The following is a 21,228-nucleotide window of genomic DNA, read 5'->3' as shown; positions in this document are numbered from 1 at the left end:
ATGCCGTCCCTGATCCACGCGGCCGTCCTGCGAGAGGTCGGCGAACCCCCGCGGATCGAGCAGATCGAGCTCGCCGACCCCGGTCCGGAGGAGATCCTCGTCGAGATCGAGGCCGCGGGCGTCTGCCACTCCGACCTCCACTACCTCCGGGGAGAGCTGCGGTGCCCGCTCCCCGTCGTGCCGGGACACGAGGGCGCCGGCCGCGTGCGGGCGGTCGGCGAGCGCACCAGCGGCGCGATCCGCGTCGGCGACCGGGTCGCCCTGCTGTGGCGTCCGAACTGCGGGCGCTGTCGCCAGTGCATGGTCGGCGCCCCCATCATGTGTGAGATGGGAGCCGTCCAGGCCCAGTCCGGCGGCCTCCTCGACGGCACGACGCGCATGAGCGACACCGACGGCCCCGTGCACCACCTGCTCGGGGCGTCGAGCTTCGCCGAGCGGGTCGTGGTGCATGAGCGCAGCGTCGTGCCCGTGCCGGACGACATCCCCGCGGAGATCGCCGCGATCGCGGGGTGCGCCGTGATCACCGGTGTCGGGGTCGCGCGCAACGTCATCGGGCGGTGCCTGGGCGACCCGGTCGTCGTGATCGGTGCGGGCGGTGTGGGGCTGGCGGCCATCATGGGGGCGAAGCTCTCGGGCGCGTACCCGCTCATCGCCGTCGACGTCGACGAGGACAAGCTGGCGCTCGCCCGTCGCCTCGGGGCGACGCACACCGTGCTCGCGGGGGAGGGCGACCCGGTCGATGACGTGCTCGCGATCGCGCCGGGCGGGGTGGCGTGGGCCATCGAGGCGGTGGGTCGCCCGCAGACCCTCACCACCGCGGTCCGGATGCTCCGGCCGCTCGGCACCGCGATCGCGGTCGGGCTCGGCGCCGTCGGGCAGACGTTCGACGTTCCGATCAACGAGCTGGTGCAGCGGCAGAAGAAGATCGTCGGCTCGCTGTACGGCTCCTCGGTCCCGGCGCTCGACCTCCCCGCGATCTTCGAGCTGTACCGAGCGGGGCTCCTCCCGCTGGACGAGCTCATCGGCATCCGCTACCCGCTCGACGGGGTGAACGAGGCGTTCGGCGCCCTCGCCGCCGGCGCGGTCGGGCGCGCGGTCATCCTTCCGGGCGGTGTTCCGGCATGACGTACGCGAGCTACCCGAGCCTCGCCGGACGCGTCGCCGTCGTGAGCGGGGGAGCGACCGGCCTCGGCGAGGAGATCGTCCGCCAGCTCGTCGCGCAGGGCGCCCGCGTCGGGTTCGTCGACATCGACGTTCCCGCGGCGGAGGCGCTCGCCGCCGAGCTCGGCGGGGCCGCACGGTTCCTCACGTGCGACGTGCGTGACATCCCCGCGCTCGAAGGCGCCATCTCACGTTTCGCCGACGAGCTCGGCCCCGTGCAGATCCTCGTCAACAACGCCGCGCACGACCTGCGCCACACGATCGACGAGCTCGACGTGGCGTACTGGGACGACCGCCAGGCGGTGAACCTCCGTCACCACTTCTTCGCCGCGCGAGCCGTGGCCCCGCTCATGCGGGCGGCCGGGGGCGGCTCGATCATCAACATGGGGTCGATCAGCGCGCACATCGATCTGCAAGATCTGGTCGGCTACATCACGGCGAAGGCGGGCATCGAGGGACTCACGCGCACGCTCGCCCGCGAGTTCGGCCCCGATCGCATCCGCGTGAACTGTGTCATCCCGGGGTGGGTCATGACGGCGCGACAGGTGCGCGACTGGGTGACGCCCGAGGCCGAGGAGCACATCCGGCGCAGCCAGAGCCTGGAGGACAAGGTGTACCCGGCCGACGTCGCGCGCATGGTGCTGTGGCTCGCCGCGGACGACTCGGCCATGTGCACGGCACAGAAATGGGTGGTCGACGGTGGGTGGCTCTGACCTGACTCGTCCGACCGGGGTCCGCTGGATCGGCGACCCCGCGGTCGACCACGGCGAGGGCGCCTTCTGGGATGCCGCGACGCGCACGCTGCGACACGTCGACATGCTCGCCGGTGACCTCATCACCGTCGCCGGCGAGGTGGCATCCGTCGATCGCACGCACATCGCGGACGTCTTGAGCGTGATCCGGCGTCGTCGTGACGGCGGGTTCGTCGCCGCGGTCGAGCGCGGCTTCGCGCTGTTCGACGACGACCTCGCCGTCGTGCGGAGGATCCCCGTGTTCGACGACCCCGCGGTGCGCATGAACGAGGGCGCGTGCGACGCGGCGGGGCGCTTGTTCTGCGGTTCGATGGCGTACGACATGCGCCCGGGCGGTGGGCGGGTGTACCGCCTCGACCCCGATCTGAGCGTCCACGTCGCCCTGGAGGGGGTGTCGATCCCGAACGGACTGGTGTGGACGGATGCCGGGACCACGGCGCTCCACGCCGACACGCTGTCCCGCGAGATCAGGGCCTACGACTACGACCCCGATCGCGGCACGTTCGGCGCCTCGCGGGTGTTCGTGCGGATGGAGGACGACGCTCCGGGGTCTCCCGACGGGATGGCCCTCGACGCCGAGGGTGGCCTGTGGGTCGCGATGTGGGGTGGGGCCGCCGTTCACCGCTACGACTCCGACGGGCGACTCGATCAGGTGCTGCCGCTCCCCGTGACGAACCCGACGTCGTGCGCGTTCGGCGACGGCGATCACCCGGTCCTGTACGTCACGACCTCGCGTCAGGGGGTCGCGGCGGGGGCGGAGCCTCTCGCGGGTCGCGTCGCGGCCGTCCCCTCATCCGTGCGCGGAGCCCCGGTGTTCGCCTTCGCCGGCTGACCCGTCACGCCTCGACGGCGCGTCGGATCGTGCAGGGGGCCGCGATCTCCGGCGCTCGATCGACCCGGTTGAATCGGTCCAATTTTGGTGCGATCATCGAGGTCGAATGCACTGCATCGGGCGCTGCGCCTCTGGAAAAATGCGCATGAAGTGCGGGCTGCGCTCTCACTTCTCCTATTGGAGCACTCCAAGAAGTGACCATCACCGATGCGACCATTCGTGACACAGAGGAGCGACGAGGAATGCACACCAAACGCGCGGCGATCACGGACGTCGCAGCGGCGGCAGGCGTGTCCCGTTCCACCGTGTCCAACTACCTGAATCACCCCCACCTCCTCTCCCCGCCGACTCGGGAACGCATCGCGCGAGCCATCGCCGACCTGCGCTTCGTCCCCAGCGATGCAGCCCGCACGATCAGCTCGACAGACACGGGCACGATCGGTTACATCGCGTTCGAGTTCGCGAATCCGTTTTCGGGTGTCATCGCCGACGCGATCGAGCGTCGTGCCTCCGAGGCCGGGCGTACCGTGATGATCGGCAACTCCGCCGGGTCGACGCGACGGCAGGAGGAGTACCTCGACTTGTTCGAGCGCAAGCGAGTCTCCGGGATCATCATCGCCACCTTGGACGATGTCGAACCTCGCCTCGAGGAGATGCGCCGCCGGGGGACGCCGGCCGTCATCACGGGCCGAGGTTCGTCATCCGCCCTCATTGCGTCGGTGTCCGTGGACGATGCGGCCGGCGGGTACGCCGCCGCCCAGCACCTCCTCGACATCGGTCGACGCCGCATCGCCTTCGTCGGGGGCCCGTTCAGCGTGAGACAGGTGAGCGAGCGTTTCGACGGCGCCAGCCGCGCCGTCGAGGAGACGGCGGGGGCGACGCTGACGGCTGTGCGTATCGACGAACGGAGCATGGATGCCGGGTTCGCCGCGGGGGTCGAGCTCGCCACTCGGGGCTCCACGATGCCCGACGGGGTGTTCGCGGTGAACGACCTCGTCGGGCTCGGCGTGGTGCGGGGACTCGCCTCGTGCGGGGTCGAGGTTCCGCGCGACGTGGCGGTGATCGGCTTCGACGGCGACGACATCGCGGCCGTCGCCGCCATCCCGCTCTCGACGATCAGCACCTCGGGTGATGCGGTCGGCGAGACCGCCGTCGACCTGCTCCTGGCCGAGCTCGGGGTTCCCGTGCGGGAGTTCCCCACACGGCAACGCATCGTCGAACCTACGCTCGTGGTGCGACCGTCGACCGTCGGCGACGCCGCACCGGTCGCTCCGCCCTCCGCCTCCGGCGCTGTCGGCCGTTCAACGACGAGCGTGTCGTGACCGCGGTCTTCATCGCGGCGTCGGAAGAGACGCACGCCCCGCCCCGCTTCCGCCGCGTCGTCGAGCTCGACCGCCCGCGGAGCGAGATCGTGAGCGCCGTTCTGCGCTGGAGCGCCGAGGGCGTCGCGGACGCCTGGATCGGCGAGACACCCGCGAGCGACATGCTCCTCGTCCCCGGCTGGACCGCCTACGAGCGCCGGCTCCGCTACGCCGAGGCCGACGTGGCGGCACTCGTCTCCGAACGCTTCGTGCTCGGGATGCAGCTCGCCGACGGGTGGTATCTCGGGCGTCTGGGCTGGAGCGGGCAGGCGCGGATCTACGGCGATCGCGGGGCGGTGTACGCGTCGCTTCGGATCGTGTACACCGATGGTCACGTGCAGACGGTCGAGACCGACGCGACATGGGAGTGGAGCGAGGGCCCCGTCCGCAGCGCCGACCTCTACGACGGGCAGTCGATCGACGCCGGTCTCGCGGACGATTGGCTCCGCGCCGAGGGTGGCGCGGCAGGACGGCCCGTCGTCGTCTCGTCGGCGCCCCGCGCAGAGCTCGAGCCCTACCTCGCCCCTCCGGTGCGCCGCGTGGCCACCATCGCTCCGCAGCGCACCTGGACGTCGCCGTCGGGGGAGACCCTCGTGGACTTCGGGCAGAACCTCGTCGGATTCGTCCGCATGCGCGTGTGCGGGCCCCGCGGCGCGGTCGTCGTGGTCCGTCACGCGGAGGTCCTCGAGCACGAGGAGCTCGCCGTCCGGCCGCTGCGCAGCGCGCGGGCGACCGACCGCTTCTTCCTCAGCGGCGGCGACGACGTCTTCGAGCCGACCCTGACCTTCCACGGCTTCCGGTATGCCGGGATCAGCGGCTGGCCGGCATCCGCCCCGCCGATCGAGGAGAGCCTCGAGGCCGTCGTGATCGGGTCGGACATGCACCGCATCGGGGAGTTCTCGTGCTCCGACCCTCTGCTGTCCCGCCTGCACGAGAACGTGGTGTGGAGCATGCGCGGCAACTTCGTCGACGTGCCCACCGACTGCCCCCAGCGCGACGAGCGTCTGGGATGGACGGGCGACATCGCGGTGTTCGCCGAGACGGCCTGCTTCCTGTTCGACACGAACGATTTCCTGTCCGACTGGCTGCGCGACGTGGCCGTCGAACAGGAGCTCGCCGGCGGACGTGTGCCGCACGTGGCGCCGGACATCCTCAAGTACGACCCCGCGTACGGCGGTCTTCCCGCGACCGACACGGCGATCTGGGGGGATGCCGCGGTGTGGGTTCCGTGGGCGGTGTGGCGTGCGTACGGCGACCGCGGGGTCCTCGATCGGCAGTACGCCTCTATGACGGCGCACGCCGACCGCATCGCCGCGCTCCTCTCGCCGACCGGGCTGTGGGACACCGGGTTCCAGTTCGGCGACTGGCTCGATCCGTCCGCCCCGCCCGACAGGCCCGCCGACGCCCGCGCGGATCCCGGCGTGGTCGCGACGGCGTGCGCGTATCGGACGCTCTCGACCGTCGCGCGCACCGCCGAGGTCATCGGCGAGACCGCGGATGCCGCACGGTTCGCCGCTCTCGCCTCTCGGGTCCGCGACGCCTTCCGTGCGCACTACGTGACCGACGGAATCGTCCGCAGCGACTGCGAGACCGTCTACGCTCTCGCGCTCGTCTTCGATCTCCTCGCCGAGGAGGATCGCGAGCGTGCGGGGAACCGCCTGGCGGACCTCGTCGCGGCGTCGGATCACCGCATCTCGACGGGATTCGCGGGCACCCCCTACGTGCTGGACGCGCTGGCCGATTCGGGGCACTCGGACGTCGCCTTCGCTCTCCTGATGCAGACGGAGAGCCCGTCGTGGCTGCGTCCGGTGACACTCGGCGCCACGACGATCTGGGAGCGCTGGGACTCGCTGCTTCCCGACGGAACGGTCAACCCGGGCGAGATGACGAGCTTCAACCACTACGCCCTCGGAGCCGTCGCCGACTTCCTGCATCGCCGCATCGCCGGCATCGCGCCACTGGCCCCGGGCTACCGCGAGATCTCCATCGCCCCGCTCATCGGCGGCGGTCTGACGTGGGCCGAGTCCTCGCTCGAATCACCGCACGGGACGATTCGCGTGCGCTGGGAGCTCGACGGCGACACGGTGCGCCTCGAGGCCGACGTCCCGCGCGACTGCACCGCCGTCATCGATGTCCCCGGGAGGGGCGCCATCCTCGTCGGCGCCGGTCATCACTCGGTGATCGGCGCCGTCGGATCCGCCCACCAGCACTGATCCCGGTCAACCAATCGACGAGACGTCGAGGTCTCGGCGATGTTCGACATTCGCCGAAGACACACCTCGACCTCGTCCCATAGGGTGACTGCACGTCGCGCCGCGGAGTGCCCGCGGTGATGACGTGACGACCGGATCGAGGAGCCCCATGTCCGAGACGAACCAGCCCGTCCCCGCCGACCTGAGCGGGACGGTCGACGAGCGCATCGCTCAGCTCGCATCGCTCGAGGCGGGTTCCGAGCAGCTGCCCCCGGAATGGGTGCTCCGCCAGCTGCGGTCGACGCTGGCGTCCTGGGCCACGGATGCGACCGAGGTCGACATCGAGGTCGAGAAGCGCACAGACTACTGACCGCTCGCGATCCTCGGGCTTCTCCCGTGGTCCCCCTGGGAGATGATGACGTCATGAGGACGCGCGCTCGACGACCCGGCATCCGGCCACGCCGATGAAGAGGCGCAAGCGGGTCGGCATCCTGCTGTTCGAGGGGGTCAAAGCACTCGACTTCATCGGGCCGGCCGAGGTGTTCACCGAAGCCAACCAGCGGGTGGACGGCTACGAGGTGCTGTTCTTCTCCCCGGACGGCGGTGACGTGACCACGTCGATGGGGCTGCGGGTGGGCGTCGACGGTCCCGCCCGGGGCGACGAGCCGCTGGACCTCGTCATCCTCCCGGGCAGCGAGATCGCCCCCGGCGTCTATGACGCTCCCGAGGTCCGTCAGGCGGTGCTCGCCCTCGCCGAGCGCGCGGCCAAGGTCGCCTCGATCTGCAGCGGGGCGTTCGCGCTCGCCGCCGTGGGCCTGCTGGACGGGAAGGCGGCGACGACGCACTGGAAGTTCACCGGCGCCCTGGCGAGCATGTACCCCGCCGTGAACGTGCGCCCCGACTCGATCTTCGTGAAAGACGGTGACGTCTACTCGTCGGCCGGCGTCGCCGCCGGCATCGATCTCGCGCTGGCGATCGTGGAGGAGGACTTCGGCGCCGATGTCGCTCGATCCGTCGCCCAACTGCTCCTGGTCTACATGCGCCGATCGGGAGGGCAGTCCCAGTTCTCCGCCTCCGCGCGCCTGAGCCCCCCGCGGACGAGCGTGGCCCGCGCGGTGGCCGAGTACGTCGCGAGCGATCCGACACGTCCGACGTCGTTGCGCGATCTCGCCGGCCACGCCAACATCAGCATCCGTCATCTCACTCGCGTCATCCGAGACGAGATGGGGATGACGCCGACCGAGTTCGCGGGGTCGATGCGCCTGGACTTCGCGCTCGGTCTCCTGGAAGAGGGGCGCGCGGTCTCGGAGACGGCTCTCGCTGCCGGGTATCCGAGCGCGGTCGCCTTCCGTCGCGCCTTCGTCGCCCGCTACGGCACGACGCCGTCGGACTACCAGAAGAGGTTCCAGACCACCGGGGATGGTGTCGCCGAACGGCCGCCGATCTGACCCCCGGGAGGCCGGTGAGGGTGGCCCCCGGGGGACCACGCACCGCCCCAGCGAGGAAAGTAGCTTGGCCGCATGAGTCGTGACGATCACCGTCCGGAGACGGCGCGCGCGCTGGTCGAGTCCGTCGAGGGGGTCCCCGTCCTCGTCCGGGATCGACACCTCACCGTCGTGGCATCCAACGCGCTGGCCCGCGCCCTCTCACCGGGCTTCGTGGAGGGGACGAATCTCGCCCGGTACACGTTCGTCGACTCCGCCGGGTACGCCGGCGCCGCCTGCTGGGACGTCCTGGCGGGCCAGGTCGCGGCGATGTTGCGCGAGTCCCTCGACCACCACCACGAGGACGCCCCGTTCCGTCACCTGGTCGGGGAGCTGTCGGCGACGAGCGCGACCTTCTCCGCGGCGTGGGCGGACGAGAAAGCGCCGGCACGACAGGGCGTGGCCAGATTCCTCGGAACGCCCGTCGGCGACGTGACCCTGGCCTACCGGGAAGAGTGGATCGACGACACTCAGGCGGACGCTCTCATGATGCTGGCGGGTGTCGACGCGGAGTCGGAGGCCCGGCTCGCCAGGCTGGCATCCATCGTGGCCAACGGTCGCATCGCCGAGTGATCCCGCGCCCGCGCGGCGATGTCGGCGAGCGCGTCCGCGCCCGGGGTCCCGGCATCCGCGTAGAAGGTCGTGACGAAGTGGCCGACCTCCCCGGGGACGTCGAGGGTCAGCCACCGCAGGTCGACCCACCCGTGCGCATCGATGTGGCTCAGGGTGACGCCGGTGGTCTGCGGAAACGCCTCGCCCAGCGACCAGAGCTGGCGGAACTTGCGATGCTCGACCGAGAGGATGCCGAGGATCTCCCGCAGCCGCGGGCTGGAGGCGTCGGCCTGGAAACGGAGCGCGGCGATGAGCCGCCGAGCGGTGTCGTTCCAACTCTCGTCGTCGTAGGCGCTCTCCGACACGGCGAACACGTCGAGCAGGAGGTTCCGTCCCACACGCAGGTAGTCGGGGGCGACGGCGGTGGCCCCGCTGTTCACGGCGATGATGTCGTGATGGGCGTCCGTGATGTAGGCGGGCGCATCCCCCCACGCGCGCAGGATCTCGGCGGCATCCGAGGGGTCCGCCGGGTGGGGGGAGCGCTGCCGACCGCCCGTGGACTGCACGATGCGGTACATGTAGGTGTCCGCGACACGGTCGAGGAGGAGCGCACGGCTCAGCGCGCCGAGCACCTGGGCGGACGGTTGCCGATCGCGTCCCTGCTCGAGCCGCAGGTAGTAGTCGACGCTGATACCGGCGAGTCCCGCGACCTCGGAGCGGCGAAGGCCCGCCACCCGTCGTCCGCGCTCTCGCGGGATGCCGACATCCTCGGGTTGGAGCTGTTCGCGTCGTGAGGTGAGGAACTCCGCGAGCGGTCCGTTACCCGCCACCGCGTCACCCCCTGCTCGTCACCAGACCACGATGCAGTCATTATGGAATCGCCGTCGCCTCCGCGGTGAGGAAGGGTTCGGCCATATCTGGTCCGAATCTGGACATGCCGCTGCGCCGCCCGCCGCGGGCCCTCGCGGTACCCACGGGGCCGCGCGATGCACGGGCGACTACGGGGTCGGGGACGACGTGTCGTCCAGTCCGAGATACTCGTCCACGGACATCGGCCCCGACGGGGATGCCGGTCCGGGATCGTCCGCGAGACCGCCGAGGAAGTCCGCGGAGGGCGCGAAGAACGTGCAGCCCATGACCGCTTCGGAGAAGTCGAGGATCCGGTCGTACATTCCGGGCGGGTCGCCGATGAACATCCGCTGGAGCATTTTCTCGGTGACCCACAGGTACCGCGAGTAGCCGATGAAGTACGTGCCGAAGGCGGACGCCCCGGGACTGCCGAAGGGCATGTTGTCGCGGAGGATGTCGTGCTCCACCCCGTCGACCACGATGGTGGACAGCGTCTTGTGCGACTTCTGACCGGTCGTCGCATCGTCGAGCTCGACGTTGTCGGCCTTCTTCCGGCCGATGATGGTTTCCTGCTGCTCGGTCGTCAGGGCATGCCAGCTGTCGAGGTTGTGCAGGTACTTCTGGATGACGACGTAGCTGCCGCCCGCGTTGCCCGGATCCTCGTCGCCGACGAGCGTCGATTCCGCGACGGCGTTCCCGACCGGGTTCGCGGTCCCGTCGACGAAGCCGAGCAGGTCGCGCACGTCGAAGTACCGGAAGCCGGTCGTCTCATCCACCACGGTCACCGCGCCTCCGAGGGCGCCGAGGAGTTGGCGTTCGAGCTCGAACGTGAGGTCCTGCCGGTTGGCCCGGATGTGGAACAGCAGGTCTCCCGGGGTGCTGGGGGCCGTGTGCTTCGGCCCGGCGACCTCGGTGAACGGGTGCAGCCCGACCGGAAGGGGCTTCGAGGTGAGCCGCGGCCAGACGCGCGCTCCGATCCCCACGGTGCACGACAGTTGCGCGTCGAGATCGCGGAAACCGACGTTCTTGATGAGGTCGTCGATTCCGCTGATGGTGTCGCGCACGGTGTCCGCGGCGTCCGTGCCCGCCGCGACCTCGACGACCAGGAAGGTCGCGCTGGATGTCAGCGGCGCGTCGACTTTCTGCGCTTCGATGGGGACGCGTCGAGAGGAGGAGGTGCTCACGGTCCGAACCTAGAGCACGGGGTGCGAGGCGCGTTTCGACGCTTGTCGAGGCCGTATCGGCGTGATCGTGGCACCGGGCGACGGCGGGACGGCGTCGGGGCGGTTCTTCCCCTCCCAGAGGCGCAGGAGCTTCAGCCCGAGGTGGAGAGTGCTCCGCTGCAGGCCGTCGGCGAGCGCGTCCCGCACGGTCTCGGGCATGCTCTCCAGCCGGTAGTACAGCGTCGTCCGGTGGATGAAGAGAGCCCGGCACGCGACGGCGACGTTGCATCCCGAGTCGAGGTACGCCTCGACCGTGGTCCTGCGCATCGGGTCGGGGGCGCGCCACAATTCGTCCGCCGCGGGCGAGGCGGCGGCCACGAGGTCGGGCGAGCCGCTCATGGTGTGCAGCAGTCGCCACACCCCGAGATCTTCGGCACGCGTGGTTCCGATGGCATCCCCGCCCACGAGCACGAGAAGCTCGGTCGTGGCGCGTGCATCGTCCGCCGCCCGCTGCAGATCCTGCTCGTCGGTGCGCAGCCCGGCCGAACCGATGGCTCCGATGACGCGCGTGCCGGCGCGCGCGGCGGCGTCCCGGATCCACCCGTCCACGTCGAGGTCGCTTCGCCCGGGCGAGGTGACGACGAGGATCGCGTCACCGTCCTCGAGAACGAGCGAGTGGCCACGCCCCGACACCGACAGCGTATGGACGAGCTCCTCCCGCGATGCCGGGGCTCCGTCGACGACGACCGCGCGGACGACGACGTCGCCGTACACGTCGATCCATCGACGGCTGCGGGCGGCACGCAGGGACTCCCGGCGGCGCTCGGGATCGGTGTCCACGAGCTGGGCGACGAGGGACGCCCTGCCGTCGACGTCGTCGGTACGAGGCTGGTCAGTGCCGAATGTGCTTCGTCTGGCGTTCACCGGTGCCTCCGCTCGTCGCTGTCCTTGTGCCCAAGATACGAGCGGAGACACGCGGTGTGGTGGCCCTGTGAGGACTACCTTCCCCCCGCGCGCGACGCTCAGGCGCGCAGGGGAGTGATGCCCTGGGTGCCCCGCGGGAACGTCGCGAGGGTCGCCTCGTCGATGTTGAGGTGAGCGGCGAGGAGGGAGGGTGGCACGTGGCTGAGCCAGTTCGCCAGCGAGATCTCCTCGTATTTCGGTGCCTTGAACACCTCGAGGAACTGGAGGACGTCGTCCCCGGTGTTCTCGACGTAGTGGCCGAAGTTCTTCCGCACCACGCCGACGTCGCCTGCGCGGAAGTCGGTGGTGTTCGCGTGCGGGCCGGTGTTGAACACCGTCATCCGGGCGGAGCCGCGGAGGTAGTACTGCCACTCATCGGCGTGGGGATGCCAGTGGAGCTCGCGCATCGATCCGGGCTCGATGGTCACCAGCGCGGCGGCCACCGTCTGCGACAAGGGGAAGTTGGTGCTGTCGGCGATCTGGATGCTGCCGCCCGAGTTCTTGTGCAGCGGCTGGGACCGGGAGAGGCGGAAGATGATGGGCTCCGATGCGCCCCACTCGACGCCGGCGTCGGCTTGGTCCTTGGCGAGGTCGCCGGGTTCGTCGCCGGGGAAGATCCAGAGGTTGTGGAGCGGGATGTCGGCGAACACCTCCTGCGCGACCCCGAAGTTCTTCGCCAGGACGTCGGGGGGAGTGTGGGCGAACCAGTCGGTGAGGAGCAGGGTGTTCGACTCCGACTGCTCCCCGTCGTCGAAGGCGAGGACGAACTCGGCGCCGTCGGGCCCGAGGCCCTGCAGCGAGTGCGGAGTTCCGCCGGGGAAGAACCAGAGGTCCCCCTCCTCCACGTCTTCGACGCTGGGAAGCCCGGAGCGGCTGATGGTGGTGACGCGGCAGCGGCCCCGGGTCATGACCGCCCATTCGGCGGTCTGATGCCAGTGCAGCTCGCGGATCCCGCCCGGCTCCAGGTACATGTTGACTCCGGCGATCTCGTCGGAGATCGCGAAGTCCTGCTTGGTGAGCTCGCGCGCCCAGCCGCCGCGTTGCACCCGCCGCGGCGAGATGTTGAACGACGACCAGAAGAACGCCTGCGTGGAGACGTCGGTTCCGGGGGCGTCGATCTGGTTGGGGAACTGGCTCGCGATGACCGGGTTCTGGGGACCGGTCATCGTCAGGCTCGCCGGGTCGTCGACCGTGTTCGACTCACCCTCCGGCGGAAGGTCGGGGTTTCCCAGCGAGGGGGACTGGTGGTGCGGGGGACGGGTGTCGTTCTCTTCCACGGAGGAGGCTCCTTTCGGGCTCGGGACGCCGTGAGGTCCCGGCCCGTCCAGCCCACTCTCCGGGGGTCGCCGCCTCCTCAGACAGATGACGGAGATTTCCGCCGCGGCTGAGGGGGCTCAGGCGTGGATCTGATGCCACGCGGAGATGCGGGAGTTCTGCAGGCGGAAGCTCGCGAAGCCCATCACGAGGTGCGGTTCGCAGCCGGGGAGTCGCAGGCTCATGGACTGCTCGGCGAGGACGACGTCGCCGGTGACGGCCACGCTCACCAGGAAGACGCGCCACTCCTGGAAGGTGCGCTTGATGGCCTCGATCATCGCGACGACGTCCGATCTGCCGTAGACGGTGAGCTGAGCGGAGGGGCGGTAGTGGACGTCGTCGGCGAGGAACGCGTGCAGTTCCCGTGTCGATCCTTCGTTGAGGACCGTGATGAAGTCGCGAACGATCAGCTCGAACTCGAGCCGCTCGATGGCGGTGTAGGTGGCGCGTGTGAATTCGTCCATCGCTGCTTCCCTCCCCGGTGATCAGGTCGCGCGCTCGCCCGACGCTCGGGACAGGGCGAGGGCGACGAGCCCGGCGATGACGGCGCCGGACGTGGGAGCCACCAGTGACATCCACAGCTGCTCGAGGGCGACCGGTCCGCCGTAGATCGCGGTGGCGATGGAGCGGGCCGGGTTGAAGGACCCGTTCGAGACGGGGATGGCGATGAGGGCCATGAGCGTCAGTGACAGGCCGATGGCCAGCGGCGCGGTGACGTGGTCCCCTCGGCGGCCGGTGACGCCGAGGATGACTCCGACGAACACCGCTGTCGTCGCGACCTCGACGAGGAATGCGGACCCCAGCGAGAAGCCGCCCGGTGACAGGTCGCCCCAGCCCGTCGACGCGAACCCGTGACCGAGGGCGGTGGAGAGGAAGGAGCCGGGACCGCCGGAGGCGACCGCGACGACGACCGACGATGCCGCGACGCCGCCGAGGATCTGTGCGACGACGTAGCCGCCGACGAGCCGCCAGTCGAATCGCCCCGCCACGGCGACGCCGAGCGTGACCGCGGGGTTGAAGTGGCCGCCGGACACGGGGCCCCACGCGTAGGCCCCGCCGACGACGGTCAACCCGAGGGCGAGGGCGACGCCGAGGAAGCCGATGCCGGGGTTGCCGTCGCTCGTGGGCACGGACGCGCTGAAGACGGCGGCACCGATGACTCCGAGCACCAGAAGAAACGTGCCGGCGAACTCGGCGGCGAGGCGAAGGGGGACGGTGGGCGGGCTCGGGGCTTCGATCGGGATCACGGCTGCTCCTCAGGACGGTGAGGCGAATGTAGCGACGGTGTCGACGACGGTTCTTCGACTTCCGTCGTGACGTTGTCGACATCCGTCCTGTCGGCCGGGGGACGCCGGTCACGCCCCGTTTCCGGCGTCGTCGCGGCGATGGTGAGGATGATCCGGTGCCCGCGAGACCTCAAGCAAGTGCGTCGCGACCGGTGCCGTGGTGCTCATCGCCCAGGCGCGGGCGATCAGCTCCCCGTCGAACTCGGTCGTCCGGCCCTCGTGCTGGCTCACGTGCTCCCGCCACGATCCGACGGTGTACGCCTCGACCATGACGTCCGCGTCCTCGACGTCCGTGTACAGCCGCCAGGCGCGGCCGCCCGTGCGCAGGCGGGTCTGCTTGACCTGGGCCATCAGGGCGACGAACTCTGTGCGAGCGTCGGGCGGGACGGCGTAGCGGATGAGGACGAGCACGGCGGCATCGTCGCGGCCGTCGTCCCGGGGCTCGTCGTGGACGCCGGGGACCTCGACGATGTCGCGGCCGATCCCGGCGGTCTTCGGGAGGGGCCAGGCAAGGAGCGACAGGGCCCCCAGGAGACACAGGATGCCGGAGATGACGACGACGATCCCGGATCCCCACACGGCGGCGGCGATGCCCGCCAGTGTCGAGCCCATTGCGGTGCCGCCGAACAGGACGAGCTGGTAGAACGACAGTCCGCGCGTCCGCACCCACACCGGGAGGAAGGCTTGCACGGTGCCGTTGATCGTCGCGATCACGCCGATCCATGCCAGCCCCGTCGCCACGAGTACGGGGAACGTGATCCAGAGCGACGGTGAGAGGACGAGGATGACGAGCCCGGCGCCGAACACGGCGGAGGAAGCGAGGATGACCCCGTTGAACGCGGCGACGCGCCGGGCCCAGGGCAGGACGAACGCGCCGATGATGGACCCCGCGCCGAGCGCGGCCAGGAGGAGTCCGTATCCGTCCGCGTCGAGGTGCAGGGATTCTTTCGCGATGGTCGGGAGGAGTGCCCACAGCGCGTTCGCGGGCACCAGGAAGATCGCGAGCCGGAGGAGGATGAGCCGCACGATCCGCGAGTGCAGCACGTACCGGATGCCCGCCCGCGTCGCGTCGATGAAGGGTTCGTGGCGTCCGACGGGTGGGCGGTAGGTCTTCCAGAAGAAGAGGACGCCGAGGAAGACGACGAAGGAGGCGGCGTTCAGCAGGAAGACCGCGACGACCCCCGACTGCGCGACGACCAGACCCGCGATGGCCGGGCCGACGGCGCGCGCGATGTTCACCCCGATCGACGACAGGCTGGCGGCGTCGACGAGGAGGTTGCGCGGGACGATGTCGGGCACGAGCGCCTGGAACGCGGGAAGCTGAATGGCGGAGATCGTGCCGAGGACGAAGGTGGATGCCAGCAGGATCACCGGGGTGGTCTCGCCGATCCAGGTCAGGTAGGCCAGGGCGAGCACGATGACGAACTGGATCACCTGCGAGTACAGGAGGACGAGGCGCCGGTTGAGGAACTCGCCGATCACGCCGGAGGGGATCGCGAACATCAGAACGGGCGCCGCCGACGCCGTCTGAACGAGGGCGACGACGAGCGCGGAACCGTTCGACTCGACGAGCAGCCACTGCGCGCCGACGGTCTGCATCCAGCTCCCGATGTTGCTGACGATGGATGCCAGCCAGACGAGCCGGAAGATCGGAACGGCCAGGGGCGCGAACCCCGAGGTCCAGCCCGCGGGTTTCTCGGCGGCGGGAGGAACGGCCTGCGGGTCAGCCATCGGCGGCGATCTCGTCGAGGATGGTCTCGATGAACCGGACGATCTCAGCGGCGTGGGTCTGTGTGACGAGGTGGGGCGCGTCGAAGGCGGCGACTTCGCGGCATCCGGCCCGCCGGTAGCCGAAGAGCTGCACGTCGGGAGGGACCGTCCGATCCTCGGTGGAGACGACTCCCCAGCTGGGCTTGGCGTGCCAGGCGGCGGCCGGGGCGCGTTCATCGAGCACGGATACGGCGATCGGGCGTTGCGAAACGGCGAGCACCGACGCCTCATCGGCGGGAAGTCCTTCGGCCAGCATGGCGGGGAAGGAGGGGACGGCGACCGTGACCTCGGTGCCGGGCCAGCCGCTCTCGTCCCGGAACATCGCGGGCACCAGGTGCTCGTCGACGTCGGCGGCGGCGAACGCGCCGGCCATCTCGCCGACGGACTCTCCCCGTTCCAGGGCGTACCCCGCGACGAAGAGCAGCCCGGTCACGTTCGAGGCGTCTCCCGCCACGGTGATGACGGCGGCTCCGTAGCCGTGGCCGACGAGGAGGACCTCTCCGTCGATGCGCTCGACGAAGGCGCGGATGTAGAGGCAATCGCCGTCGAAGCTGCGGCCGAAGACGGGCGGCGCGAGCACCCGGTGCCCGGCCCCGAGGAGACGGAGGACCACGGGCCACCAGCTGGAGGCGTCCGTGAACGCGCCGTGCACGAGGACGACCGTGGTGCCTGTTGTCATGAGATCCCTCGTGGTCGTCCTCCTCGTGCTCAGACGAATCTAGGAACGAGAACCGCCCCGGCCTTCCGACAGGAGTCGGAGACGTGTCGCGGTGGATGTGCTCCTCACGCGCGGGCCTCTTCGACGGCGCAGTTCTGCCTGCTTTCTTCCTGGTTCTTCCGCGCGCGAGGCGGTCGGATGGGGTGACTCGATCTCGGTGCGGCCCGCGTCGGCGGTTGTCGACGCGGACGCCGCATGATGAACCCGCCCGGAGAGGAGCCCCCGTGCGCGCCACCCCGAACGCCACGACTGCACCCGTCAGCCTGCAGAACATCGCCGATCAGCTCACCGCGTCCCTGGGGCGTCCGGTCGCGGTCCGTGAAGGCGCGCCGCATCCCTCCGCCCTCGAGAGCGGGGCCGGGGGCCGCTCGCCCGAGTCGCGGGTCGTCGTGCCCGTGGAAGACCGAGGCGTGACCCTCGCGCACATCTCCGTCCGGACCGACGCGGAACGCGCGCTCTCCCCACTCGACTTCGAAGCCCTCGACGCGGCATCCGTCCTCGTGCGGGAACTGCTGAGCGAGGACCGGGGTCCGGACCGCGATTCGGTGCTGCGCGATCTGCTGGACGACGACGAGAACGTGCGGCGCGCGGCCTACACCCGCGCGCTTCAGCAGCGATGGCTGAACCGCGACCAGGGCTCCGTCGTTCGGGCGCTGCTCGTCGACGCGGCGGTCACCGACGTCCAGAGGATCGCCTTCGCGCGACACGTCACGCACCTGCGACCGCTCGCCCTCCACTTCCTCGCCCTGCGCGCGGGCATGGTGATGCTGGCCGGCCCGCCCGTCGGCCGAGACGTCGACGACGTCGTCCTCCACGAGGCCGCGAAGCACGGCATCCGTGTTCTCGGGATCGGCACGGCCTCACCGGCACGGGAGGCGGACGACGTGCGGGGCGCCGCCGAGGAGGCGGCCATCGCGGCCTCGCTCGCGGCGACCCTGCCCCAGTTCCACCCCGTCGCCGACGCCAGCGAGCTGGGCGGGTGGCTGCTCCTGGCATCCGCGTCCGCGAACCCCGCGCACCTCCACGTCATCTCACCCGCCGCGTACGCCCTTTACCGGCAGACCGATGACAGTCAGCGGCACACCATCGAGACGTATCTCGACGTGGGCGCGAATGTCGTGGCGGCCTGCGAGATCCTCTTCGTCCACCGCACCACGCTGTACTACCGCCTCGAACGGATGCCGGACGTGGTTCGCGAGGCTCTCGCCGACGGCGTCAAGCGCAGCACGCTCCACGTCGCGCTGAAGCTCATCCGGCTCTGGGAAGCGACGGGCCGCGCCTGAGACGGAGTGCGCCAACTTCCGTCGAACGTCGAAGCGGAGCGCGATCGCGCGGGGCTACCGTCGCCCCACGCAGCGTTCAGGAGGCAGAGGATGACGACGAAACTTTTGCACGTGGGGGTGGTCGGGGGTTCCCTCGGCGGCCTGTTCACCGCGGCGCTGCTGCACCGGGTCGGCCACCACGTGACGGTCCTCGAACGGTCGCGCACCGGACTGGCGCGTCGCGGCGCGGGACTCGTCGGGCAGCAGGACCTCTTCGACATCCTCACCCGCCTGGGGCTGACCGCCGTCACACGATCGGGCGTCGAGGCCCGCGAACGCATCACGCTCGACCGGCGCGGCGACGTCCTCTCCCGCGACCCGACACCCCAGACCCAGCTGTCGTGGGACTACCTCTACGAGGGGCTCCGCGGAGTCCTCCCCGACGGAAGCCATCTGCAAGGAAGCGCGGTCGCGTCCGTGCGGTCAGAGGACGCGCGCGCGGTGGTCCAGCTCGACGACGGCAGGAATCTCTCCTTCGACCTGGTCGTCGGGGCTGACGGTCTCAACTCCGTCGTCCGCGAGGCCGTGGCGGACGGGCAGTCCGCCAACCGTTACGTCGGCTACGTCACGTGGCGGGGCCTCGTGCCCGAGGCCGCGCTTCCGGACCCCTCGGCCGAGACGCTCCTGGAACGGTTCGCCTTCTTCACCGCGTCACGCTCCCACATGCTGGGCTACCTCGTCCCGGGACCTGACGGTGAGACCGGTCGCGGCCTGCGCCGATACAACTGGGTCTGGTACCGGTCCCTCCCGCTCGACGGTCTGAAGACCCTCATGGTCGCGTGCGGGCACGCCGCGACGAGCAGCTCCCTCGCCCCCGGCGACCTTCCGGCCGGTCTCCGCGACGCGCTCGTCGCGGCCGCGGCATCCGAACTGCCCGAGGCTTTCGCGCAGGCCGTCGCCGCCGAGCCGCGCCCGTTCCTGCAGGCCATCTACGACTACGTCACGCCGCGGATGTCCGCGGACCGCGTCGCCCTCGTCGGCGACGCCGCGGTGGTCGTCCGGCCGCACACGGCGATGGGGGCGGCCAAAGCCGCCGGTGACGCCATGGCGCTGGTGGACCTGCTGAGCAGCGAGCTGTCCGTTCGCGACGCGCTCGCCGTGTACAACCGCGACAGGCTCCCCGTGGGCCGATCCATCGCCCGCTACGGTCAGCAGCTCGGCGACTCGCTTCCCCTTTGACGCCGACGGCAGAAGCTACGGCGCCTCGCGAGAACCGCGCGGGTCCGGGTTCGGGCGGAGCTCCCGGCCCTCGAGGAGTTGGGCGATCTCCGCCCGGAACCGCGCGAAGACGAAGGCCTCGCTGCTGCCCGGGCCCAGGAGACGGAGCGCCTCGTCCACCTCCGCCATCGCCGCCGCCGATTCGCCGGCGGCGATGAGCGCCCGGATGTGACGACGCATCATCAGGGCGACCCTCATGTCGTCCTTCAGCGCACGGGCGATCCGGATGCCGATCGCCCCCGCGCGGATGCCGTCGTCATGGCGGCCGACCGCGATATAGGCATCCACGAGGTCCAGGTAGGCGGCGTACTGGGTGATGAGATTGAGGAAGCTGTCGGCCTCGGGGTCGGCTTGGATGCGCGCGAGAGTGGCCTCCATCCGCTCGATCGCGGCGAAATGCTCCCCTCGCGTGTTATGGATCATCGTTGCGAGCAGCTGCGCATTCTCCACGCCGGCCCTGTCGTCCGAGCGTGAGAACGCGTCGACCGCCCGATCGGCGGCGATCGCGGCGTCGGCGGCCCGATTGAGGAGCCAGCTCGCCCATCCCACGTAGTAGTTTGCCCACCCCTCCTGAGTGGCGTCGCCGGCGCGTTGCGCCGCCTCGAGCGCCGCGCGTCCGGTGAACACCGCGCGCTCACGATCCCCCGTCTCCACGATCTCGGCCCACGCGAGGTATCCGAGGTGCGTCGCCTCCATCGCGGCGTCACCGAGATTCCGGGCGGCGGCCACGGCGAGCGAGAAGAACGGATGCCAATTCCCCCAGGCGAGCCAGACGTCGGAGTACCAGTGCAATGCATCGGCGACATCGACGACCGTGGCATCCTCGCCGAGTTCGGCGGCCTCGGAGTACGCGGGCCACCAGTGCTCCGCCTCTGCCCGGATCCACGTCGCCGCGTCGTCGGCGTCGACGAACACCCGCCCGGTGCTGCCGCCGACCTGGGGTTCCCTGTTCGGCTCGTACCAGGCTCCGGCCCGCTCCAGGGTTCCGAGGAGCCAGGTGCGGATGTGCGCACGGCGTCTCTCAATCTCGTCCGGCCCGACGGTGGACCGCAGCTTGTTCACGCCGAACAGGCGCATGAGGTCGTGCAGTCGGTAGCGATCACCGCCGCGCGCTTCGAGCAGGCCGAGATCCGTGAGGTCGTCGAGGCGCACCTCGACCTCCGCGACGTCGGTCGAGCGGACCGCCGCCGCCGCCAGGTGCGCGCCGAAGGTCTTCCCGCCGATGAGGGAGATCCACCGGAAGAGGGCGGCCGTGCGGGGGTCGAGTTCCTCGTACGAGAGCGAGATGGCCGATTCGACCGCGAGATCTCCGGCGACGAGGAGCCGCAGCCTGTCCTCGGCCGTCCGCAGCCTGAACAGGAGGTCCTCGACGTTCCACGACGGCCGGCTCGCGATTCGGCTGCCGACCACGCGGAGGGCGAGGGGGATGTCGTCGCAGAGGCCCGCGATCTCGTCCAGAGCGTCGAGGTCGGCACCGGCCTGCGGGATGAGGTGGCGGAGCAGGGCGATGCTGGCGTCGCGCTGCAGGGGGTCGAAGCGCAGTCGTCGCACGCCCTCGAGTCCGGCCAGGCTCCGACGCGACGTCACCACGACGACGTCGCCGCTGCAGATCGAGAGGATCGGTCGGACCTGTGCCTCGTTGGCCGCGTTGTCGAGCAGAACGCGAACGGGGGAGGCGTCGACGGCGGCACGCCATTGCTTTGCTGCCCCGTCGAGGTCGGTCGGCGGCTTCTGCTCCGACCCGGGCAACTGGCGGAGCATCGCCGTGATGATCTGCAGGGGCGTCAACGGGGACGGGTTGAAGCCGTCCAGGCCGACGAAGACCGTGGGGAGGTCCGCGGTGCGTCCGCGAGCGAGGATCTCGACGGCGCCGGTGGTCTTGCCGATGCCGGGGGCGCCACTGATGACGAGCGCGGGGCGGGGACGACCGGAGGGCGGTTCGCCCTCGAGGACGTCGAGCGCGTCCCGGATCTCGCGCTCCCGACCCGAGAAGTCGAACACGCGATGGGGCGGGATGGCGCCGGGCGCCTCGGGGGAGTCGACGACGCGGACGCGCGCCCGGGCGGCGCGGAGGAACGCGTGGCGAGCGGCGACGTCCAGGCCCAGGCCCTCGGCCAGGGCATCGACGGTGCGGCGTTGGGGCGACGTGCTGACGCCCCGCTCGAGGTCGCCGATGGTGCGAACGCTGACGCCCGAGGCCGCCGACAGGGCTTCCAGGGTGAGATTCCGTTCGACCCGGAGCGACCGGAGCAACAGCCCGAACGGTGAGGGATCGGTCATGACGTCTCTCC

General features: G+C 70.6%; 19 protein-coding genes. 10 read left to right on the top strand and 9 right to left on the bottom strand.

The features are described from left to right. The 8 genes from ABC271_RS14915 to ABC271_RS14880 all read left to right on the top strand — a co-directional run bounded on the left by ABC271_RS14915 (position 1) and on the right by ABC271_RS14880 (position 8,355). Positions 1-1,125 (top strand): zinc-binding dehydrogenase, encoded by a 1,125-nt coding sequence (locus ABC271_RS14915; protein ID WP_412925622.1) that lies wholly within the window; start codon positions 1-3, stop codon positions 1,123-1,125. Further along, the gene (locus ABC271_RS14910) at positions 1,122-1,874 is read left to right on the top strand and encodes an SDR family NAD(P)-dependent oxidoreductase (protein ID WP_412925621.1); all 753 of its coding nucleotides are present in this window, start codon (positions 1,122-1,124) and stop codon (positions 1,872-1,874) included. Before ABC271_RS14915 ends, ABC271_RS14910 begins: the two co-directional genes overlap by 4 nt. Continuing rightward, positions 1,861-2,745: an SMP-30/gluconolactonase/LRE family protein gene (locus tag ABC271_RS14905; RefSeq protein WP_412925620.1), complete on the top strand. Its 885-nt coding sequence runs from the start codon at positions 1,861-1,863 to the stop codon at positions 2,743-2,745. The genes ABC271_RS14910 and ABC271_RS14905 overlap by 14 nt, the downstream gene beginning before the upstream one ends. A 242-nt stretch (positions 2,746-2,987) precedes the next feature. Next, the gene (locus ABC271_RS14900; RefSeq protein ID WP_412925619.1) at positions 2,988-4,067 is read left to right on the top strand and encodes a LacI family DNA-binding transcriptional regulator; all 1,080 of its coding nucleotides are present in this window, start codon (positions 2,988-2,990) and stop codon (positions 4,065-4,067) included. Next, a complete protein-coding gene (locus tag ABC271_RS14895) occupies positions 4,064-6,319 on the top strand; it encodes a family 78 glycoside hydrolase catalytic domain (protein WP_412925618.1) in 2,256 nt (751 codons plus the stop codon). The genes ABC271_RS14900 and ABC271_RS14895 overlap by 4 nt, the downstream gene beginning before the upstream one ends. A gap of 148 nt (positions 6,320-6,467) precedes the next feature. After that, positions 6,468-6,668, top strand: a complete 201-nt coding sequence (locus tag ABC271_RS14890; protein WP_412925617.1) for a hypothetical protein — start codon at positions 6,468-6,470, stop codon at positions 6,666-6,668. A 94-nt stretch (positions 6,669-6,762) separates the two neighbouring features. Further along, the gene (locus ABC271_RS14885; protein ID WP_412925616.1) at positions 6,763-7,746 is read left to right on the top strand and encodes a GlxA family transcriptional regulator; all 984 of its coding nucleotides are present in this window, start codon (positions 6,763-6,765) and stop codon (positions 7,744-7,746) included. Positions 7,747-7,818: 72 nt separating this feature from the next. Next, entirely contained in the window at positions 7,819-8,355 is a 537-nt protein-coding gene (locus ABC271_RS14880) for an MmyB family transcriptional regulator (protein ID WP_412925615.1), read from the top strand. Here the strand turns inward: ABC271_RS14880 and ABC271_RS14875 are convergent. From ABC271_RS14875 to ABC271_RS14840, 8 genes are all read right to left on the bottom strand, one after another. Then, positions 8,253-9,164 (bottom strand): helix-turn-helix domain-containing protein, encoded by a 912-nt coding sequence (locus ABC271_RS14875; protein ID WP_412925614.1) that lies wholly within the window; start codon positions 9,162-9,164, stop codon positions 8,253-8,255. The two genes, ABC271_RS14880 and ABC271_RS14875, sit on opposite strands and share 103 nt — an antisense overlap. Positions 9,165-9,332: 168 nt before the next feature. Then, on the bottom strand, positions 9,333-10,367 hold the full coding sequence (locus ABC271_RS14870; RefSeq protein WP_412925613.1) for a Dyp-type peroxidase: 1,035 nt from the start codon (positions 10,365-10,367) through the stop codon (positions 9,333-9,335). A 9-nt stretch (positions 10,368-10,376) separates the two neighbouring features. Beyond that, on the bottom strand, positions 10,377-11,270 hold the full coding sequence (locus ABC271_RS14865; RefSeq protein WP_412925612.1) for a helix-turn-helix domain-containing protein: 894 nt from the start codon (positions 11,268-11,270) through the stop codon (positions 10,377-10,379). A 98-nt stretch (positions 11,271-11,368) separates the two neighbouring features. Then, on the bottom strand, positions 11,369-12,586 hold the full coding sequence (locus tag ABC271_RS14860) for a cupin domain-containing protein (protein WP_412925611.1): 1,218 nt from the start codon (positions 12,584-12,586) through the stop codon (positions 11,369-11,371). A gap of 117 nt (positions 12,587-12,703) precedes the next feature. Continuing rightward, positions 12,704-13,087: a nuclear transport factor 2 family protein gene (locus tag ABC271_RS14855; RefSeq protein WP_412925610.1), complete on the bottom strand. Its 384-nt coding sequence runs from the start codon at positions 13,085-13,087 to the stop codon at positions 12,704-12,706. 21 nt (positions 13,088-13,108) lie between these two features. Next, positions 13,109-13,870, bottom strand: a complete 762-nt coding sequence (locus ABC271_RS14850) for an aquaporin (protein ID WP_412925609.1) — start codon at positions 13,868-13,870, stop codon at positions 13,109-13,111. Between the two features lie 108 nt (positions 13,871-13,978). Next, positions 13,979-15,640 (bottom strand): MFS transporter, encoded by a 1,662-nt coding sequence (locus tag ABC271_RS14845; RefSeq protein ID WP_412925608.1) that lies wholly within the window; start codon positions 15,638-15,640, stop codon positions 13,979-13,981. Beyond that, positions 15,633-16,358: an alpha/beta fold hydrolase gene (locus tag ABC271_RS14840; RefSeq protein ID WP_412925607.1), complete on the bottom strand. Its 726-nt coding sequence runs from the start codon at positions 16,356-16,358 to the stop codon at positions 15,633-15,635. The genes ABC271_RS14845 and ABC271_RS14840 overlap by 8 nt, the downstream gene beginning before the upstream one ends. Positions 16,359-16,621: 263 nt before the next feature. Here ABC271_RS14840 and ABC271_RS14835 point away from each other — a divergent pair, with 263 nt between their 5' ends. Further along, a complete protein-coding gene (locus tag ABC271_RS14835) occupies positions 16,622-17,680 on the top strand; it encodes a helix-turn-helix domain-containing protein (protein WP_412925606.1) in 1,059 nt (352 codons plus the stop codon). Positions 17,681-17,770: 90 nt separating this feature from the next. Further along, positions 17,771-18,898, top strand: coding sequence for an FAD binding domain-containing protein (locus tag ABC271_RS14830; RefSeq protein ID WP_412925605.1), 1,128 nt, complete (start codon positions 17,771-17,773; stop codon positions 18,896-18,898). A 15-nt stretch (positions 18,899-18,913) separates the two neighbouring features. Here ABC271_RS14830 and ABC271_RS14825 read toward each other — a convergent pair whose 3' ends face one another. Next, on the bottom strand, positions 18,914-21,217 hold the full coding sequence (locus tag ABC271_RS14825; protein ID WP_412925604.1) for a helix-turn-helix domain-containing protein: 2,304 nt from the start codon (positions 21,215-21,217) through the stop codon (positions 18,914-18,916). Between the last annotated feature and the right edge of the window lie 11 nt (positions 21,218-21,228).

This window comes from Microbacterium canaveralium (genome assembly GCF_047238045.1).
GTDB lineage: Bacteria > Actinomycetota > Actinomycetes > Actinomycetales > Microbacteriaceae > Microbacterium.
Note: the sequence above shows the minus strand (reverse complement) of the source record. Positions and strands in the feature narration are given on the sequence as shown.

Excerpts from the sequence above, each read along its gene's own strand:
- ABC271_RS14885 (WP_412925616.1), top strand. The coding sequence starts at position 6,763 with ATGAAGAGGCGCAAGCGGGTCGGCATCCTGCTGTTCGAGGGGGTCAAA.
- ABC271_RS14900 (WP_412925619.1), top strand. The coding sequence starts at position 2,988 with ATGCACACCAAACGCGCGGCGATCACGGACGTCGCAGCGGCGGCAGGC.
- ABC271_RS14830 (WP_412925605.1), top strand. The coding sequence starts at position 17,771 with ATGACGACGAAACTTTTGCACGTGGGGGTGGTCGGGGGTTCCCTCGGC.
- ABC271_RS14825 (WP_412925604.1), bottom strand. The coding sequence starts at position 21,217 with ATGACCGATCCCTCACCGTTCGGGCTGTTGCTCCGGTCGCTCCGGGTC.
- ABC271_RS14845 (WP_412925608.1), bottom strand. The coding sequence starts at position 15,640 with ATGGCTGACCCGCAGGCCGTTCCTCCCGCCGCCGAGAAACCCGCGGGC.
- ABC271_RS14915 (WP_412925622.1), top strand. The coding sequence starts at position 1 with ATGCCGTCCCTGATCCACGCGGCCGTCCTGCGAGAGGTCGGCGAACCC.
- ABC271_RS14880 (WP_412925615.1), top strand. The coding sequence starts at position 7,819 with ATGAGTCGTGACGATCACCGTCCGGAGACGGCGCGCGCGCTGGTCGAG.
- ABC271_RS14840 (WP_412925607.1), bottom strand. The coding sequence starts at position 16,358 with ATGACAACAGGCACCACGGTCGTCCTCGTGCACGGCGCGTTCACGGAC.
- ABC271_RS14890 (WP_412925617.1), top strand. The coding sequence starts at position 6,468 with ATGTCCGAGACGAACCAGCCCGTCCCCGCCGACCTGAGCGGGACGGTC.
- ABC271_RS14855 (WP_412925610.1), bottom strand. The coding sequence starts at position 13,087 with ATGGACGAATTCACACGCGCCACCTACACCGCCATCGAGCGGCTCGAG.
- ABC271_RS14910 (WP_412925621.1), top strand. The coding sequence starts at position 1,122 with ATGACGTACGCGAGCTACCCGAGCCTCGCCGGACGCGTCGCCGTCGTG.